The organism is Dokdonia donghaensis DSW-1, assembly GCF_001653755.1.
GTDB classification, from domain to species: domain Bacteria; phylum Bacteroidota; class Bacteroidia; order Flavobacteriales; family Flavobacteriaceae; genus Dokdonia; species Dokdonia donghaensis.
Map to the genome: position 1 here is coordinate 463,075 of NZ_CP015125.1, position 19,428 is coordinate 482,502.

Below are 19,428 nucleotides of genomic sequence, written 5' to 3' on the forward strand. Positions count from 1 at the left end.
GTATTAAAATCATACATTGAGTACCTTTGTCACAATGACAAATTCTGCACTACCCACACAACAAGATTTACATAAATTACTCAAAACTCACTTTGGTTATGATGGTTTTAGACCTAACCAGCAAGAGATTATTGAGTCCATTTGTAATGGGCAAGATGCACTAGTCATAATGCCTACGGGTGGTGGTAAATCTATGTGTTTTCAACTGCCAGCTCTGGCGCTTGATGGGGTTGCCCTCGTGATCTCACCGCTCATTGCTTTAATGAAAGATCAGGTAGATGCTTTGCGAGCAAATGGCATTAAGGCAGCCTATTATAACAGTACACAACCACCAGAGGAGACGCAAAAGGTACTAGCAGACCTACAGCACAATGCGCTAGATCTTATTTATGTGGCTCCAGAAAGCTTACAACTATTAGACCCCGTACTTTCTACAATAAAGATATCACTCATTGCCATAGATGAGGCGCACTGTATCTCATCTTGGGGACACGATTTTAGACCCGCTTACACACAACTGGGCTATTTAAAAAGACGTTACCCAGAGACTCCACTTGTAGCACTCACGGCAACTGCAGATAGGTCTACGCAAGATGACATTGCACAACAACTTAGTATCCCACAAGCAAAAAAATACATCTCCTCTTTTGACAGACCTAACCTCTATCTAGACGTGCGTCCAGGTCAAAAAAGAAACGAGCAAATTCTTGACTTTTTAGAAGATCACCCTTTTGAGAGTGGAATCATTTACTGTCTATCAAGAAAAAGCACAGAAAATCTCGCGGCCAAACTTAAGAGTAACGGGCACAACGCCGCCGCCTACCACGCAGGTATGAGTGCAGAGCAACGCTCAAAAGTGCAAGAAGATTTTATAAACGATACCACACCTATAATTTGTGCAACAATTGCCTTTGGGATGGGTATTGACAAGAGTAACGTGCGCTGGGTGATACACTATAATATGCCTAAAAATCTTGAAGGATATTATCAAGAAATAGGAAGAGCAGGCCGTGATGGTTTACCCTCACACACCGTGCTTTTTTACAGCTATGCAGACACGATGCAGCTACGCCAGTTTATAGATGGAGCAAAAAATGCCGACTACCAGATGGCTAAGCTTGACCGTATGCAGCAATATGCAGAGGCCCTAAGCTGTAGGCGTAAGGTTCTTATAAACTACTTTGGCGAGTTTTTATCGCAAGACTGTGGAAACTGTGACATTTGTAAAAATGCACCCGCATATTTTGACGGCACTGTACTTACTCAAAAAGTACTTTCCGGGGTGGCGCGTATGCAACAAAAGGAAGCAATGGGTACCGTGATAGACGTTTTACGAGGTTCTCAAAACGCCCAAGTGTATGACAAAGGGTATCAGAATATAAAAACTTACGGCGCTGCAAAGGATGTCTCTTGGCGAGATCTTCAGCAGTATGTGATACAAATGATTAATCAAGGATTGTTAGAAATACGCTTTCGCGAAAGCGGAAGACTTCTCCTCACACCGCTTTCTAAAGAAGTTTTATACGACGGTAAAAAGATACAACTCGCAAAACCTAGCAAGGCAAAAGCCGAACCGATTACTAAAGAACGTAAGCCTAAAAAACCAAAAGGCTCTCTTTTTGAAAAACTACGAGAGCTAAGAGCCGAACTAGCTAGAGAGGCAAATGTTGCGGCTTATATTGTATTCTCAGATGCGTCTCTTAAAGATATGGAAGACCAAGAACCTGTGACTCAAAAACAGTTTTTAGACATACAAGGTGTAGGCCAGGCTAAAATGGAAAAATATGGCGCCGACTTTTTAAAACTCATCAAAGAACACCTCAAAAAATCAAAACCTAAAAGCGGTAGCAAAACGTATCTTGAGACTAAAAACCTCATCCAGCAAGGCCTCTCACTTGAAGAAATTGCAGAGACTCGCAAGCTCACCATAGGCTCTGTGTATAATCACCTCATAAAGCTGCACGAAGAGGGAATGGAGATAGATTTTTACCAGTTCATACAGCCCGTAGAGGTCAAGCAAGTACACGACGCCATCTTAAAAGTGGCAGATCCAGACAAGCTCAAATCTTTTTATGAATACTTCAAAGAGGAGATGCCGTACTGGAAAATAAGGCTAGCGCTATTTTTAAAGGGTAGGTAGTTTTCTTTTTTACCTATTTTTATGGCTATGAAAGAATTTACGCTTTCGCGAAAAATAGGTTTTATCACAGGCCCGTTACTTTGCATCATCATACTGGCATTACCTTTTGATATTATCAACCCAGCGATAGATAAAGTGGTTGCCATTGCCTTATGGATGATTATCTGGTGGATTACAGAAGCTGTTTCTATTTCTGTAACGGCGTTAATTCCTTTAGCACTATTTCCACTACTTGGTATAGGTACTATAAAAGAAGTTGCAAGCAACTATGCAAACCCTATTGTGTATCTATTTTTTGGTGGATTTGTGATTGCTCTAGCACTAGAAAAAGTACAACTGCACAAGCGTATTGCGTTATCTATTCTTAAAATTACGGGCACAAAGGCAAACGGTATCATCTTAGGTTTTATGATTGCCACTGGCCTTATGAGTATGTGGATTTCAAACACGGCAAGTACTGTAGTGATGCTGCCCATAGCTGTATCTGTTATACAGCTTCTCATAGATGACGAAGATGGATTTACAAAAAACGATCGCAACTTTGCGCTTAGTATTATGCTAGGCATCGCCTTTGGCGCAAACATAGGTGGGATGGCGACCTTGATAGGCACACCACCTAACTCTGTAATGCTTGCCTTTTTAAATAAAAATTATAATGTAGATATAGGCTTTTTTCAATGGATGAAAATGGGCGTTCCCTTTTCTATCTTATTGATGACTATTACCCACTTTATGATTACCCGCGTCTTTTATCGCAACGGGCTAGGCACCATAGGGAAGTCTGCAAATATTATTCAAACCGAACTGGATAAACTAGGTCCTATCTCAAAGGGTGAGAAAGTAGTTTTAGCCATATTCCTCATTACAGCAATCTCGTGGATGTTGCGCTCGTATTTAAACAACCTGCTACCAGATATTACCCTTACAGACACAACCATTTCTGTCATTGCCGCACTACTTATGTTTATAGTACCTATTGATTATAAGAAAGGTTCTTTTCCGCTCAATTGGGAAGATACTTCGCGATTACCTTGGGGAATTCTCATTCTCTTTGGCGGTGGTCTTGCACTCGCTTCTGGACTATCGCAATCTGGTTTTATAGATATGATAGGAGATTACATCTCACAGCAAGAAGACTGGAGTATGTGGGTGGTGACTGCCGTGCTTATTTTCTTAATGCTTTTTATGACCGAGTTAATGAGTAATGTAGCCCTCGTGACCATACTCGTACCTCTTGTGGTAGGTATTGCCATCGGGATGGATGTGCCTATGCTACAGATGGTCATTCCCGTAACCCTTGCTTCTAGTTGTGCTTTTATGCTCCCTATGGCTACACCGCCTAATGCGATTGTATTTGCTAGTGGTCACGTACGCGTAGACCAGATGGCACGTGTGGGCGTGGTTTTAAATCTTATTTCTGTGGGCTTACTCTTTGCGCTGGCATATTATGTGATACCGGTATTGTTTTAAAATCACGCTTTCGCGAAAGCGTACTCGTATCATAGCTCCGTAGGTTGAATACCACTTACACGTATCCCCAGTTCTGTGAGTGTTTTGGTTTTCTTTTCATTACCCGTGATCATCGTGATGGAATTTACTTCTAGATGCTTCAAAATCTTTGCTGCTGCCGAAAAGTCTCTATTGTCTTTATGAAAACCTACGGCCTCGTACGCATCTGCTTGAGGCATACCTTGTTTTTTGAGCGGTAATGTATTGAGGAGTGCATAATGACCATTTCCTTTTCCTTCTTGTTCTAGCCAGATTACAATACCCTTTCCTGCTTGTTCTATAAGTTGCTGGGATATTTCCATTTGCTCACGGCAATCACACTCTATACTATTAAAATGGTGGGCAAAAATGCACGAGGAATGCACCCTACAAAGCACACCTTCTGCTCCGCTCACATCTCCCATCACTAGCGCGTGAGACTCCTTGATACCGTCATAAAAGAGTATCTCTTTGTAGGTGCCATATTTGGTTTTAATAGTTCCTTCGGCGAGTTGTACGATCATTGTTTTGTAATATTCTAGTTTACTTTTTTACCATTTTGATAAATAACTCCTTATCTGCACGAGCAGCTATTGAGTTATAGGCAGTCTCGATTTTTTGAATATCAAAGTGTTTTGAAAACAAACTTTCATATGCTGTGGTGCTTCCTCCGTATGGCGGACCTTTCTCAGTAAGAGGAAAGTTAAAAAGTAAGCCTACGAGTTTTCCTTCAGGCTTAAGCAGTGCGTGCATATGTGCAACATAATCAGGTCTCAAATCTGGTTGCAATGCGCAGAAAAATGTTTGCTCTATAATGACATCAAACTGCCCATCATATGTAAAGAAATCTTCTTGTATGAGTTGCTCACTAGGAAAGCCTGGCACTCGCTGTTTCAAATTTTCTAATGCGAGCTGAGAAAAGTCTACTACATACACATTTTTAAACCCCTGCTCCCAGCAGTACTGGGCCTCATAGCTATAACCGCCACCAGGGATTAAAATTTTGAGCTCCTTATTTTCTAACTGATCGAGGTAGGCTTTGATAGGTGGAGAGACCTCTTTTAAGTCCCAACCTGTATTTCCCTCTGCATAGCGATTATTCCAATAGGTTGACGTGAGTTCCATCATTTAGGCTTTAGTTTTAAAACAACATCTAGTGCTCAGCAATTTAAGTAAATTACTGGTAGCAAGTTTTAAATTTAGTTTGTGTTGCTTGTGGTTACGCTTTCGCGAAAGCGTAATACAACCCTAATTATATACCGTAGGGTATTGTGAAGTAAAAGGTGGTCCCTTTACCAAGCTCTGAGTCTAGCCAAATGCTTCCCTTATGGATACTTACAATCTTTTTACAGTGAGCAAGACCAATACCGGTTCCCTCATACTCATCATTAGTATGTAGTCGCTGAAAGATGGAGAAAATACGATCTTGATGTGCTTGATGTATACCGATACCATTATCTGAAAAAGAAAACTGCCACATACCTTTTGATGGGTTATCTACATTACTCACTTTTGTTGTGCTTATATTGAGAATGGGGCGCCTGTCTTCTGGGCAAAACTTGAGTGCATTTGTAATTAAGTTTTGGAACAACAAGCGCAGCTCTACTTCAGAACCAGATACCACTGGCAGTTGTGTGTAATTTATGGTGGCACCTGTGCGTGATACAAGTGATGTAATGTCTTTCTCTAAATCTTGTAATACTTTATGTGTGTCAACCTGAGTAAAAATTCTTGTTTTACCTATTCTAGAATACTCAAGAAGCATATTTATAAGCTTAGCCATACGATCGCTTGCTTCTTCTATAAATTCTAGACTCTGTAGACCCACCTCATCAAACTGTTCTCCATAATCTCCTCTTATGAGGCCTATAAAGCTTGAAATAGTATTAAGAGGTTCTTGTAAATCGTGACTGGCTATGTATGCAAATTGTTCTAGGTCTTCGTTTTTTTGACTCAATTCTTCTTTTTGCTTAAGTATGGTTGCATTCTGAATAGTGAGTTGCTCTATAAGTATCTTTTTTGTGCGATAATTCTTGTATAGTACAAAACCAGCAATAAGAAATAATAGGGCTATACCTGTAAGTAACCAGTTTACAGTAGCTCTTAGGTCTAACTCTGAAGACTGCTCGAGCAACACCTTTTTTTGATCACTTATACTTACTTTTTGCACCTCAATACTGTCTTGCCTAAGCTTGATTTCTCTCTTGCTATTTTGTAAAACAACTTCTTGCTTATCTAGTTCTCTTAATTGATTTTTGATTTTGATCTCAAGCTGCTGTGCAATCTCCCTTTTGTCTTCTATAGTTTTCTTTTGTAGTTTATCTACTTCTCTCAACTCTTGTATAGAGTTGTCTTTATACTTTACAATTTCTTGTATGGTATCTATAATTTCGTTTTGACTTAACAACTCACGTTCTTGACGATTAATTACCTCATCCTTTTCTTTTGCATTTGCAAGAACTGTCTGGAGAGAATCTTGCGCCTCTTCAAAAAGTGCTTGCCATTTTTCTGAATTTGCAATTGCATATGACTGTAGTGACGGGGCTACCTTAAAGCTATTTTGGCTTAATAAGCCTTGATTAATCTGGTGTCTAAAAGTTTCTCCTACCCGCACTATGTTAATCATTGAGGAATTAAATAGGTAGTCTTCTGCAATAACTAGCACTCCCTTATTCTCTAGGGATTGTAAGACATACGGCATCTGGTAATTGTACTTTCTATTTACATAAAGTACATCTACATCTTGAATATCTTTTATGGATAAAAAGTTTACTACAGCAACCTGTCTGTCTTGTACTCTTCTTTGTTGAGCCATTGCTCTGAGGTCAATAAGCGTTCTGTCTGGGCCCAGCACGCCTATTACAAACTGCTCTTCTAGCGGTTCTGGCCAGCTTACTTGCTGCGCTATATTAAATATATAAATGGCTCTTTGTACTCTCGAGACTTGGCTGGGTTGTTGCTGTGCATTTAGAATAATAGATACCCCTATAAAGAGGTAGTTAATAACTATTTTAAAAAATGAAACCGACCTCATCATATACCTATTACAGCTTCACAGCGACTTTAATAAAATAATTTGCTCCCTGTACACCAAACTGACCTACCCTCCTACTATAAATAAAGTTTCCATTACTTGTATTTGAAGAATGGGTATGCTCATCTGGATACACATTTAAGATGTTATTTCCCCCTATCGCTGCTCTTACTCTAGAGCTGAACTGATAATCTATAGAAAGGTCTGTAATGATCTTTGGCGAGAATTTTTGATCTCTTGACTCTATATTGCCAGTAAACTCATTGAGAACCCAATTATTTGAGTTGCCATCTTCTGGATGGAAATACGTTACTGGCCCAAACAATGTGTTATTAAGTTGAATACGGAGTTTTTGAACGTCATAAAAATTTCTAAAACTAAGCTTATAACCGGGTTGTCCTTTTTCAAGGCGTCCTATTTCTTCTCTATTAAAAATAACCTCTTCTGCCCCCTCAAAAGCCTCTGGAACTCTAATGTCGCTCCCTACTTTAGTATTGTTTACGTTGAAGCCTAGAGAACTTTCTATATAACCTAACCCTAGAGATTTTTTAAATACGACAGAGGCATCAAAACCTGAGGTTTTTGTGTCTATAGCATTTGTAAAGAACTGAGCTGCTCCTACTCCAAAAGGATCAAGAATATTCTCATAACCCTCTGCAATTCTACCAGAGAGAACAATTCTATCTTGTATAGAAATATAATAGTAGTCCAGCGAGACAGATAGGTAATCATTAATCTTACTACTTAAACCTGCGCTATAGTGGTTAGAGAGCTCGGGCCTTAACTTATCTACATTAAAAGCCTGTGCGGTAAGGGCACTCTCATTATTAAATGTACCCACTTGCACAATATCTCCATCTATAAATTGTGTGCTTATATTCTGAAAAAAAACTTGATGTAATGAGGGTGCTCTAAAGCCTGTTGCGATGCCTCCTCTTATACTGGTATTTTCATATACCTTGTAACGTGAGGCGAGTTTCCAGATAATTTGATTCCCGAAGTTATTATAATTTTCATTTCTCGCTGCTCCTTGTACTAGCCATTGGTCTGTAACATTTGCCTCTACATCTACATAAAAAGAGCTATTTGTTCTAAACTTATTAAGCTCATTGTCTGGCTGTATACCAGGAAAAACTTGAGCTCCAGCAATTCTAGGTACTTCTTCTCCATTTTCATTTATAAAGACACTTCCTCCATCTATATAAGAGGCTTCTTCTCCTGCGCCTATCTGATAATTTTCTACTCTAAGCTCACCTCCAAAAGAAAAATTAAGCCCAGAACGCCATTCAAAAGACTTAGATAGATCTAGATTTGATGTGTTCTGACTATATAAAAACCCTCCAGCATAAAAAGTTGTAGGTGAAGCCACACCCATAGATGCATTGTTAGAATTATTAACCGTATAATCGAGAGAATTTGTACCTATAGAATGGCTAAAGTCTATAGTCCACTCGCGTTTGACACCTTTTATGCCTAGCGTAACCGCATCATCTTGAATATCTGTAAGAATTTGAGGCGAAAATCCATTAGGAAATAAATCTGTTATCACACGGTCCTGATCTTTTGGAAATCTATAAAAACCAGCACTCTTTCCTTCTCTATAATTTCTACCACCATTAAGATAAACCTTCGCACTATCTGAGACTTTAATTTCGCCGTTAAAATGAATTGCGAGATTTTGAGTCTCAGCATTTCCTATTTGCATTACCCTTCTGTCTGAGTAACCTGTTTGAGTATAAAAATTATTCTCTTCAATGAGACTAGCGTCTTCTTCTGCATTATCTACATAAACACTGCCTGTATAATTACCAGCTCGGTTTGTTGCTTCCCTCTTTCTGTACTCTCCAGTTAGATTTAAAAATCCTTCTTTACCTATTTTCATCCCAAAATTTGCTCCCGCAAACTGAGTAAGACCATCACCCTCTTGATTAATTTTTACTAAATTATCAAGTGTGATTGCATTGGTCTGTTTCTTTAATACGATATTGATTACACCAGCAATAGCATCAGATCCATACTGAGAAGTTGCCCCATCTCTTAAAATCTCTATTCTTTCAATTGCGCTTACTGGTATTGCATTAAAATCTGTTCCTACAGCTCCTCTGCCTATTGTGCCGTTTACATTAAGTAATGAGCTATTGTGCCTTCTCTTACCATTAATTAATACAAGTACTTGATCTGTACCTAAACCACGAAGTGTTGCAGGATCTATATGATCTGTACCATCTGCTATGGTTTGATGTGTTGAATAAAATGAAGGAGCGAGATAATGAAGGATCTGGCTAAGCTCTATTTGCGGAGAATTAGAAATTTGCTGTGGCGAAATAATATCTACAGAGGCTGTGTTTTGAAACGAAGAGACTGGGTCTGATCTAGTACCAAGAGAAATAGGCTCATCTGCCGAAAAACCAGTTTCTAGTTTAAAATTAATCTCCTTAATATCCCCCGCTTTTAAAACGACGGTGTTGTACTGTACATTATACATTACAAAACTTGCAGATAAGACATACTCTCCCTCATCTACTTCAAAACTAAAGGCTCCATCTATATCTGTTTGTGTTGATTTATTATAGCCCTCTATTGAGACTAATGCTCCAGGAAGCACGCCATAATTATCTGTAACTACACCAACAATTTTTGCTCTAGTTTGACTATAACTTACTGTTGAAATTATAAAGAAAAGAAATAGTAAGGACTTAGTATACTTAGGCATTATAGCTATAACATTACACATTATTTAAACTGAGATCATTTGATCGATCACCTCTTCAAGCATCTCTGGTGAAAGCATTTTTTTCTTTACCCCTTTTACAAATGGGTAAGTCGCTAGTTTATCTTGTTCTGCCTGTCTCGGCATCGTTGCAAGAAGCAATATAATAGGGATATTATGATTTGCTCGCTGCTGGTAATGTTCTAAAAATTCCCAACCATTCATTACTGGCATATTAATATCCAAAAAAATAATATCGGCTAGGTAACCAGCATCTAAAGCTTCAATAGCTTCAAGCCCATTTCTCGCTACTTCAATGGAAGAAAATTTAGCAGATCTTTCTAATACAACTTTGTTAAAATAGGATACAGGTTTACTGTCATCAATCAATAAGGCTTTATACTCCAAGTTGTGTTATTTATTATTTGCGAGCCTTAGGGAAGCGTCATTTACGGTTTCTAAAACGCCATCTAGTATTCTGATTGAAAGCGGCTTATTTATAAAGTCGAGAACTTCATAATTTACTATAGATTTTTTTACGTGTTCTGGGTTTGAAGAGCTAGAAAGGATAATCACTTGTATGTCACTTCTAAAATCTTCATTAAAAAGTTCATAGTGATCTAAAAACTCCCAGCCATTCATAGCTGGCATATTAATATCTAGAAAAATGATGTCTGGTTTTATCTCATCGCCAGATAGCACTTGTTCTAAAAATAACAGCCCGTCTTTTCCGCTTTGCACTGTTTTAATGTGCTCAAATCCCGAGTGGCCTACGACTACTCGCTTATTAAAGAAATTTACAGCCTTATCGTCATCTATCAAGAGGACTCTCTTCATTATTGAATATTCTAGGGGTTGGGTATAAAGCAAATATCAAAAAAACATTACTCCTAATACAACGTTACTGTTAAAAATGAAAAATTATCGATATAACAGCTTTTATGATAGACAAACAACACACTCAATGCTAAGTCATTGTATTGTGTTAGTGATATTTTAAGATTTAGTATACAATACCAAAGAATAAGTCAAGAAGCCCTACTATTTTGAAACGCTCATTGCACGCTCATTTTTTTCATCTATCCAAGCCTGTCCTTTTCGGCGTCTCATAAAGTTATCATAGTGACGCATATAGAACACATTGTATAACGCTTTCCTAAGGTTAGACATTTTTCGCGGAAGCGCACGTAAACTCATACTAAATCCAGGAGTTTCATATTTCATATAGTGCCAGTATCCTTCTGGCATATACAGAGTCTCGCCGTGATTAAGATGGCAAATAAAACCTTTTGCTTTTTTGAGATTTGGAAACTTATCATAATCTGGATCATCAAAATTGATATCCTCGCGGGTGATGAGAGAGTAAGGTACTTTGTAAAGATGTGGCGTCTCACTAGGAGGGAATAACACACATTGCTTTTTACCCTCAAAGTGAAAGTGCAAAATATTTGCCCAGTCTATATCGTGATGCATAAAGACTTTGCTCCCCTCTCCACCAAAAAACAGCATAGGTATTTGCTTGAGCAATCTTAAACCTATTTTTGGAAACTTAAAATCCTCTTTTAATGAAGGAACTTCTTTCATCAAGTTATATAGAAAAATGCGATAGTTAGTAGGCTGCTTTTTGAGCAACTCTACATATGCACTCATACTCATTGTCGCGTGCGCTTGGTTAAAACCCTCGTCGTGTTTTACGGGTCTATCATCATAGAGCGGCACTTCCTTATCTCCAGCTATGTCTTTTATATAGGTCAGGTTCCATTTATCATAAGCTTTCCAGTCATCTATAAGGTGCTCTATAACCACGGGTTTCTGCGGCTTTACGTAGTCACGTAAAAATTCCTTTTTGGTTATAGTATGTACTCTTGTGATTTCTTGTAACTGCATATAAGATGACCTTAAATTATGTAAAGCTGTAGTAACACAAAACACTAACTCCCAAAAGGGAGTTAGTGTTTTGTTGATATACTCTCGCGTATATCTACGATATTACTTCAAATATGGTTCTGCCTACTTGAGCGCTTTTCCGGCAAGTTTTGCCTCTTCGTTGCGCTCTATTTTATGTCCTGGGCGTGACCATTTTGGTTTTTCTCCAAGTGATTCAAACTTAGAATCTACTGCTTCTACAGATTCTGGTTGTGCTTTTTTAACAAAAGGCTTTTGAGGAGTAAGACCTAATAGATCAAACATTTTCATATCCTCATTTACATCTGGATTAGGCGTAGTAAGTAGTTTATCACCAGCAAAGATGGAGTTTGCTCCTGCAAAGAAGCACATAGCCTGTCCTTCTCTACTCATCTCTGTTCTTCCTGCAGATAGTCTCACCTGCGTTTGTGGTAATACGATTCTTGTAGTTGCAACCATACGTATCATCTCCCAGATAGATATAGGCTCTATATCTTCCATAGGTGTACCTGGTACTGCCACTAGTGCATTAATAGGTGTAGACTCTGGTTGTGGGTCAAGCTTTGCAAGTGCTGCAAGCATTCCTGCTCTATCTTCTACAGCTTCTCCCATACCTATGATTCCTCCAGAACATACGGTCACGTTAGTCTTACGCACGTTAGAAATCGTATCTAGACGATCTTCAAAAGCTCTCGTAGAAATGACATCTTTATAATAATCTTCTGAGGTGTCAAGGTTGTGATTGTATGCATATAATCCAGCCTCTGCTAGACGCTCTGCTTGATTTTCTGTCACCATACCTAAGGTACAGCACACTTCCATATCTAGCTTGTTTATGGTACGTACCATCTCTAGTACGTTATCAAATTCTGGTCCGTCTTTTACATTACGCCAGGCTGCTCCCATACATACTCGTGAACTTCCAGACGCCTTTGCACGTAATGCTTGTGCTTTTACTTGTTGTACAGACATAAGGTCATTACCTTCTATATCTGTATGGTATCTTGCCGCTTGCGGGCAGTACCCACAGTCTTCTGGACATCCTCCAGTTTTTATAGATAAAAGGGTAGAAACTTGTACCGTATTTGGATCGTGATGCTCGCGATGTGTAGTTGCCGCTTCATATAAAAGCGTCATCATAGGTTTATTATAAATAGCGAGTATTTCCTCTTTGGTCCAGTTGTGTCTTATTTCTGTCATAACGTAAAAATATGAAATAGTCTTAAGCAAGTAAATGGCTATTACTAAGTTTTTAAAAAAATGTAGCCCGTACTGGTATAATTTTATGTGTTAAAAGTTCTTTTGGTACGCTTTCGCGAAAGCGTAATACCACCCTAAGCTTTCTCTACGATAATACTCACGGCATTACCACCAAAACCTACGGCGTTTACCATAATCTTGTTAAGCGCTTGATCTTTTGTTTTATCCTTGAGGTATGGAACACCTATAAAACGTTGCTCTTGCAACATATTTATAGCAAGCTCTAAACTTAACAGTCCACTTGCCCCAAAGGTGTGGCCTATTTTCCACTTGTTTGTGGTAAGCATAGGTAGCTCTTCTCCAAAAACGGCCTTTACAGCGCCCATCTCAGAGGTATCACCTTTAAGTGTACCTGGTGCGTGCATTACAATAGCATCTATCTCAGAAAGGTCTGTTTTGCCCAGTGCCATTTTCATAGATTTCTGGAAGCAAAGACCCTCGTTAGATATAGATACTGCGTGGTCTAGCATCTCTGTAGCATATCCTACTGCAGTTACATATGCAAGTGCGTTTTTCTTTTTTCCTAACTCAAGACAAGCTACTGCTGCAGCTTCTCCTAGCACCATTGTGTTTTTCTTTTTAAAGAGGTTAAGCGCCATATTAGGATATGCACTCGTACCCTCTTCTGTAGGTGTGAGTTTCATTGCTCTTATTTGTGCAATAGTAAACGGTGTAAGTGCCGCCTCAGAACCTCCTACTAAGAATTTTTTTGCCATTCCAGATTGTAACCACGCCACGCCATTTAATAAAGCGTGTAAAGCAGTACTGCACGTTATAGAGTGTGATATGTCTGGTCCGGTAGATTTTAAATCGTTTGCTAGCCAAGATGAGATATTACCTAGCGTAGTAGACGGTGATGCCCGTGTAGGGACAATGTTGCGCTCCTTATAAGTTTCAAAAAACTTTTCAAAAAGTTGTGTTGCACCTCTTGAAGAACCTACGTTTATACCAAAATCTCCATCTTTCCACCCTGCTTGCGCTACTGCAATTCTACCTGCATAAAGAGCATATAGTACAGATGGATCAATTCTTAAATAGTTTTTATCTTCACGACGTATAGCCTGAATAGCTTTTTGGCCTTCTGGTGTTAACCTTGCAGTAAATGCTTCTAGCTCTTCTTCCCAAGCAATTTTTGTAGTTGTTTCTTGGTATGCGTTCCACTGCTCTTCAGCATTTGAACCTAATGGAGAGATAGAACCTAGACCGGTTATAGCTATAGGAGTTTTCAAAGTATAAGTTTGTTTAAAAATTGAATTTACAAAAGTACAATTTCGCGAAAGCGTACCCCATCTATTTTCCAGTTTTCTTAAAAAGAAGTGTAACTTTCACCTCATAACTGTTACCTATCTAAAAATCAATCACAATGGATAATCAAAATGAACTTATAGAGCAGCCTAGCTGGTGGAAACGCAACTGGAAATGGGCTGTACCCGTAGGAGGATGCCTATCTATAGTCGTAATAGGAGTCATATTAATAGTAGGTGGCGTCTTTGCTTTTGCAAATAAAATCAAAACAGCTTCTGGAAGTGATGAGGCGCTGGCTCAAGTACAATCTAACCAAGAAGTGATCGCTGTGCTAGGTGAACCCATAGAAAGTGACGGTTTTGGGAGTTTTAATATCTCTTTTAATAATGGAGAAAAAAGAACTAATGCGACAACTCCCATAAAAGGCCCAAACGGGACTGGCGTGATACATCTTATCACCAGCGGAGAAGGCGACGAGAAGGTATATGAAGTTTATAATGTCACCATAGATGACAGTGACCAAGTGATTGACCTATCGCCACTACTGCTAGAAGACAACTAGAAATGATCTAGCGCTTCTTGTATTGCGCCATACACTTTGTCCAGCTCTTTATCTGTAATTACATAAGGTGGTAGCACATAAATAGTATTACCTAGCGGCCTAAGTGCCACGCCTCGTTGCATAAAAAACTGGTAAAGCTCGTCGCGCAGGTTGCCATAGCGCGCCATCTCTATAGTAAGATCTATGGCGATTATAACACCTTTTACTCGCACATTATTCACTTTATGATGTGCTTTTACCCTTTGTACAAATGCTCGATGAGCTGCATTGATACGTTCTCTACTTTGTGTAATTTCTTGGGTTTGTAGCACTTCAATTCCGGCAATAGCCGCAGCGCAACCTACGGGATGTGCACTAAAGGTATGTGCGTGAAAAAACCCTTTATGTACTTCCTCACTTAAAAAGCCTTCAAAGATTTCTTGAGTACAACTTGTGATACTAAGCGGAAACATTCCCGCAGTAAGTGCCTTACTGAGACACATTATATCTGGCTTATTATCTAACTGGTCACAGGCAAAGACGGTTCCTGTCTTTCCAAAACCGGTCATAATCTCATCTGCAATGGTGAGTACATTTGACTCACGGCATTTTTGTACAAGCGCATCAAGACCCGAAACGGAGTGAAACTTCATCCCAGCAGCTCCTTGTACTAAGGGCTCAAAAATAAAGGCCGCACATTTATTTGATGCCAGTATCGCCTCTAGCTTGGCCATTACCTCTTCAAGGTTATCTTCTTGTGGAGTTGGGATACGTTCTACTTTAAGTAAAAAATCTTCAAAAGGACCGTTATACGAACTCAAACCAGAGGCGCTCATCGCCCCAAAAGTATCGCCGTGAAAACCGTCTTCAAAAGCGATAAGTGTATCTCTTTTATCTCCTTTGTTATGATAGTACTGTAGTGACATTTTGATAGCCGCTTCTACTGCTGTAGAGCCGTTATCATTAAAAAACACCTTCTCTTGGTTACCCGGTAAAATTTCTACCAACTTTTCGGCAAGGGTAACTGCTGGAGGATGCGTAAACCCGCTGAACATTACAAAATCCAACTGCTGCATCTGTTTATGCATCGCGCTAGTGATGTACTCATTACCGTGACCATACATTGCGGTATACCAAGATGCAATACCATCTATATACTCATTACCCGCATCATCATACATCACGGCTCCTTTTGCGCGTGTAATCACAATAGGCTCTCTCGCCGTTTGATGCTGCGTGAGTGGGTGCCAGAGGTGCTTGCTGTCTTTTTCTAATATAGTCACAATTATAAGTTTAGTGCAAAGTTAGTTAAGGTAATAGCCTTCTTAGTTAGAAAGGATTTTAAAAAAAAGTCTAGAGGTTTATTACGCTTTCGCGAAAGCGCTCTGCATACTCTGCAATAACATTTTCATCAAAGTAGGGTTCTTCATCAATACGACCTATTACGGTTGCTCCACTCATTTTCTTAATTATAGACTCTGTGGTAGGATGCTCATCTCCAGAAAATATAATACCACCTATCTCAAGATTACGTGCCTTGAGTAATTCAATAGTCATCAGTGTGTGATTGATACTTCCTAGGTAATGACGCGATACTACAATCACTTTATCTGTAGGGCTTATTACATCTGCAATGGTTTCGGTTTGATTTATAGGGACTAGTAAGCCGCCTGCACCCTCAATTACAAGCGAATTTGTAGTTTCTGGTCTTTTGATTTTATCTACGGTAACGGTTACATTATCTATAGCTGCTGCCGCGTGCGGACTCATAGGTGTATTTAAAGCAAAGCTGTTATCGTGATATTGCGATATTTCACTTTTAACTAATCGCTTGACTTTATGAGTATCACTATTATCAAGATCTCCGGCCTGCACGGGCTTCCAGTAATCTGCTTGTAGGGCTTCTGTTACGATGGCTGCGGCAACCGTCTTCCCCACATCTGTAGAAATCCCAGTAATGAAATATGTTGCTTGTTTATCTTTCATCTTATATTCTTTTGTAGTTAAACAAAGCTCTTTAATGACTAAGCTTGTTTCTTGCTATAATTGGCTTTTTATTAATTCTAGAAGTTGAGTAACTTCATCTTTACTGTTATATGCGTGTAAGCAAATACGCAGGCGCTCTTGACCTTCTGGAACTGTTGGTGACAAAATAGGCTTAACGTTAAAGTTGTTTTCTTTTAGCTTTCGCGAAAGCGTCTTTACCGCATCATTACCACGTATTACACCACAATGTATGGCAGAGTTACTCTCTATAAAGAGCTCATCTAGAGCTAGCCTCTGTATTTCGTCTTTAAAATGAGTTATAAGTTTGCACAAGTTCACAACCTCTGGCGCATCTTCATTTGTGCTTTCTAACAATTGCTCGTAAGCACTTAAAATAACAGCAAGAGAATGTGGAGGCAGCCCAGTGGTATAAATAAAAGAGCGTGCAAAATTTACTAGATAGCTCCTTAAAGCCTCACTACCTAAAATCGCGGCTCCGTGAGCTCCTATCCCTTTACCAAAGGTGACAATGCGTGCAAAAACTTTATCTTCTAGATGTAGTTCTTGTACAAGTCCTGCGCCTTGAGGTCCCAGCACAGCGGTTGCGTGTGCTTCATCTATAATGAGGTGTATGCCATATTTTATACAGATGTCTGCAATGGCAAGAAGGTCTGGCGTATCACCATCCATTGAGAAAACAGACTCGGTCACAAGGTATAGCTCGATGGCACCTTCTTGATCATCTAGGTGATGTATCTCACGCAATCTAGAGACCAGCTCTTTTATACTGGCGATATCATTATGCTTAAACTTATAACCTCTCGCTAGGCTCATCTGTATGCCATCTCGTATACTCGCGTGTATATACTCATCGTACAATATAAGATCCCCACGCTGCGGCACACTCTGAAAAAAGCCTACGTTTGCATCATAGCCGCTATTAAAAACAAGTGCGCTCTCTGCTTTATGAAAATCTGCTAGCCTCTCCTCCGTGCGAGCGTATAGCTTGTGATTACCAGACAGCAATCTGCTCCCTGTGGCTCCATTTGCAATAAGCTGCTCTTCTTTCAAAATAGCTTGAGCACGCGCTGTAATTTTCTGGGCTAAGTTACTATCACTAGAAAAACCTAGATAATCGTTGGACGAGAAGTCCACGAGATTTGCCGCAGGCCTGAGTGCTCGTAGTGCTTGCATAGCTTTTCGAGCATCTAGTTTTTTCTGTAATTTTTTTGGTAACATATGGTAAAGATACTTCACCAATGTGACATTTTGTAGGGATAGAAGTGCCGTTAGTTTCTTACTTTTAAAATCTAAACTTTCCTTTATGAGATTACTTCTTATTGCATTACTCTTAAGTTCCTTTTGTATCGCTCAAACTAATGAGTATAGCATCTCCTTTGAGAATGCCGTACATCACGAGGCTAGCATTGCGATTACCTTCCCAGAACTTAAACAGAAAACCGTTACCGTACGTATGAGTAGATCATCTCCGGGACGTTATGCCATACACGAGTTTGCAAAAAATGTATTTGACTTTAAGGCAACAAACAGTAAAGGAGAAGTACTAGAGGCAACCAGACCAGATCCCTACTCTTGGGAGATTAAAAATCACGATGGAGAAATAAACGTATCCTACACACTCTTTGCAAATAGGGCAGATGGTACGTACTCACAAATAGATGAGTCACACGCACACCTCAATATGCCTGCTACATTTATGTTTATGGAGGGAGAAGAGCATCGCCCTATCAAGATAGACTTTAATGTAAGGAGAGACTTAAACTGGAAAGTTGCTAGCCAACTCAAAAAAGTCTCACAAACAACATTTACAGCACCAGATTTACAATACTTTTTTGACAGCCCTACCGAGGTAAGTGATTACCAGTTGCGAGAGTTTATGGTAGATGGTCAAAACATACGTTTTGCATTACATAGTGATGACAGCGCACAAGATTTTGATACGTATTGGAAAAAGGTAAAAGCCATTGTTCTTGCACAAAAAGAAGTGTTTGGAGAGTTGCCTGCCTATGATTTTGGCGAGTACACCTTCCTTGCCTGTTACGCTCCTCACGTATCTGGTGATGGAATGGAACACCGCAACAGTACGATTCTTACCGATAGAGAATCGCTAGCAGCTGGTGGTATGGAAGGCAATATAGGAACGGTTTCTCACGAGTTTTTTCACTCGTGGAATGTGGAGCGCATACGCCCAGCAGATCTCGAGCCCTTTGACTTTACTGCAGCAAATATGAGTGGATCCCTATGGTTTGCCGAAGGTTTTACAAGCTACTACACTAACTTAATTCTTGCTCGCACAGGCGTTATCACCAGTGAAGATTATGTAAAAGGACTCAACCGAACGTTCAACTATGTATGGAACTCACCTGCCCGCGATTATTTTAACCCGATTGAGATGAGCTACCAGGCACCTTTTGTAGATGCCGCGACCTCTGTAGATCCTGTAAATAGAAACAACACCTTTATCTCATACTACTCTTATGGAAGTGTGCTGGGTCTAGCGCTTGACCTCTCACTGCGCCAGCAAGGACTTAATCTAGATGACTATTTTAAAGCAGTGTGGAATCAGTTTGGAAAAAAGGAGGTCTCATACAGTATTCAAGATCTTGAAAATGTACTCTCTGGGTATGCGGGTGACGCTTTCGCGAAAGCGTTCTTCTCTCAATACATTTATGATAGTCAGATGCCAGATTATCAAAACCTACTATCAAATGCGGGACTTACAATAACACAAGACAAAAACAAACCTTATCTAGGACTACGTGTAAACGCCTCTGAAAGCGGATTACGTATTGCTAGCCCAACTTCAAAAGGCTCGCCTGCATATGCTGCAAAGCTTAATAAAGGAGATCTTATAACTGCAGTAGATGGAGCAGCGATAACGACTGTAGATGCCTATAATGCGCTAGTTAAAAAGCTCACAGTAGGTCAAACGATTGCAGTGAGCTATAAACGTTTTGATAGCGACGCAACCACAAACCTAACAGTAAGCGCAGATCCTACCTACACCATCACCACCGATGAAAAGGCAGATAAAAAAGCTCGTAAGCTCAAAAAATACTGGCTACAAGAAAAGTAAAGGGCCATCCTTAAAGGTTATA

The 19,428-nt window shown here is 39.5% G+C and carries 16 protein-coding genes; 4 read left to right on the forward strand and 12 right to left on the reverse strand.

The window, feature by feature from the left end:
* Window positions 1–34: 34 nt before the first annotated feature.
* Complete coding sequence (gene recQ, locus I597_RS01900; protein ID WP_035325877.1) at window positions 35–2,140, forward strand: DNA helicase RecQ; 2,106 nt, start codon at window positions 35–37, stop codon at window positions 2,138–2,140.
* A gap of 27 nt (window positions 2,141–2,167) precedes the next feature.
* Window positions 2,168–3,610, forward strand: a complete 1,443-nt coding sequence (locus I597_RS01905) for an SLC13 family permease (protein ID WP_035328843.1) — start codon at window positions 2,168–2,170, stop codon at window positions 3,608–3,610.
* 29 nt (window positions 3,611–3,639) lie between these two features.
* On the opposite strand, the gene I597_RS01910 is transcribed toward I597_RS01905, so the two are convergent.
* From I597_RS01910 to I597_RS01950, 9 genes are all read right to left on the reverse strand, one after another.
* A complete protein-coding gene (locus I597_RS01910; RefSeq protein WP_035325878.1) occupies window positions 3,640–4,152 on the reverse strand; it encodes a GTP cyclohydrolase II in 513 nt (170 codons plus the stop codon).
* A gap of 19 nt (window positions 4,153–4,171) precedes the next feature.
* Complete coding sequence (locus tag I597_RS01915; RefSeq protein ID WP_035325880.1) at window positions 4,172–4,753, reverse strand: methyltransferase; 582 nt, start codon at window positions 4,751–4,753, stop codon at window positions 4,172–4,174.
* A gap of 127 nt (window positions 4,754–4,880) precedes the next feature.
* On the reverse strand, window positions 4,881–6,665 hold the full coding sequence (locus tag I597_RS01920) for a YfiR/HmsC family protein (RefSeq protein WP_081964987.1): 1,785 nt from the start codon (window positions 6,663–6,665) through the stop codon (window positions 4,881–4,883).
* Between the two features lie 7 nt (window positions 6,666–6,672).
* Window positions 6,673–9,396: a TonB-dependent receptor gene (locus I597_RS01925; RefSeq protein ID WP_236626638.1), complete on the reverse strand. Its 2,724-nt coding sequence runs from the start codon at window positions 9,394–9,396 to the stop codon at window positions 6,673–6,675.
* 3 nt (window positions 9,397–9,399) lie between these two features.
* Window positions 9,400–9,780 (reverse strand): response regulator, encoded by a 381-nt coding sequence (locus I597_RS01930; RefSeq protein ID WP_035325883.1) that lies wholly within the window; start codon window positions 9,778–9,780, stop codon window positions 9,400–9,402.
* A gap of 6 nt (window positions 9,781–9,786) precedes the next feature.
* Window positions 9,787–10,209 (reverse strand): response regulator, encoded by a 423-nt coding sequence (locus tag I597_RS01935; protein WP_052111824.1) that lies wholly within the window; start codon window positions 10,207–10,209, stop codon window positions 9,787–9,789.
* Between the two features lie 204 nt (window positions 10,210–10,413).
* Entirely contained in the window at window positions 10,414–11,259 is an 846-nt protein-coding gene (locus I597_RS01940; protein ID WP_035325885.1) for a cupin-like domain-containing protein, read from the reverse strand.
* Between the two features lie 123 nt (window positions 11,260–11,382).
* Window positions 11,383–12,477, reverse strand: coding sequence for a biotin synthase BioB (gene bioB, locus I597_RS01945; RefSeq protein WP_035325886.1), 1,095 nt, complete (start codon window positions 12,475–12,477; stop codon window positions 11,383–11,385).
* A 134-nt stretch (window positions 12,478–12,611) separates the two neighbouring features.
* Window positions 12,612–13,766, reverse strand: coding sequence for a beta-ketoacyl synthase N-terminal-like domain-containing protein (locus tag I597_RS01950; protein WP_035325887.1), 1,155 nt, complete (start codon window positions 13,764–13,766; stop codon window positions 12,612–12,614).
* Between the two features lie 134 nt (window positions 13,767–13,900).
* Here I597_RS01950 and I597_RS01955 point away from each other — a divergent pair, with 134 nt between their 5' ends.
* Window positions 13,901–14,344 carry a cytochrome c oxidase assembly factor Coa1 family protein gene (locus I597_RS01955; RefSeq protein WP_035325889.1) on the forward strand — a complete coding sequence of 148 codons (444 nt, stop codon included), beginning with the start codon at window positions 13,901–13,903 and terminating at the stop codon, window positions 14,342–14,344.
* Here I597_RS01955 and bioA read toward each other — a convergent pair.
* The 3 genes from bioA to I597_RS01970 form a co-directional block, all read right to left on the reverse strand.
* Window positions 14,341–15,606: an adenosylmethionine--8-amino-7-oxononanoate transaminase gene (gene bioA / locus I597_RS01960; protein WP_035325890.1), complete on the reverse strand. Its 1,266-nt coding sequence runs from the start codon at window positions 15,604–15,606 to the stop codon at window positions 14,341–14,343. The two genes, I597_RS01955 and bioA, sit on opposite strands and share 4 nt — an antisense overlap.
* Window positions 15,607–15,676: 70 nt before the next feature.
* Window positions 15,677–16,309, reverse strand: coding sequence for a dethiobiotin synthase (gene bioD, locus I597_RS01965; RefSeq protein WP_035325891.1), 633 nt, complete (start codon window positions 16,307–16,309; stop codon window positions 15,677–15,679).
* A 54-nt stretch (window positions 16,310–16,363) separates the two neighbouring features.
* The gene (locus tag I597_RS01970; protein WP_236626639.1) at window positions 16,364–17,503 is read right to left on the reverse strand and encodes an aminotransferase class I/II-fold pyridoxal phosphate-dependent enzyme; all 1,140 of its coding nucleotides are present in this window, start codon (window positions 17,501–17,503) and stop codon (window positions 16,364–16,366) included.
* 130 nt (window positions 17,504–17,633) lie between these two features.
* Between I597_RS01970 and I597_RS01975 the strand changes: the two genes are divergently transcribed.
* Window positions 17,634–19,406, forward strand: coding sequence for a M61 family metallopeptidase (locus I597_RS01975; protein ID WP_035325894.1), 1,773 nt, complete (start codon window positions 17,634–17,636; stop codon window positions 19,404–19,406).
* Window positions 19,407–19,428: the final 22 nt, after the last annotated feature.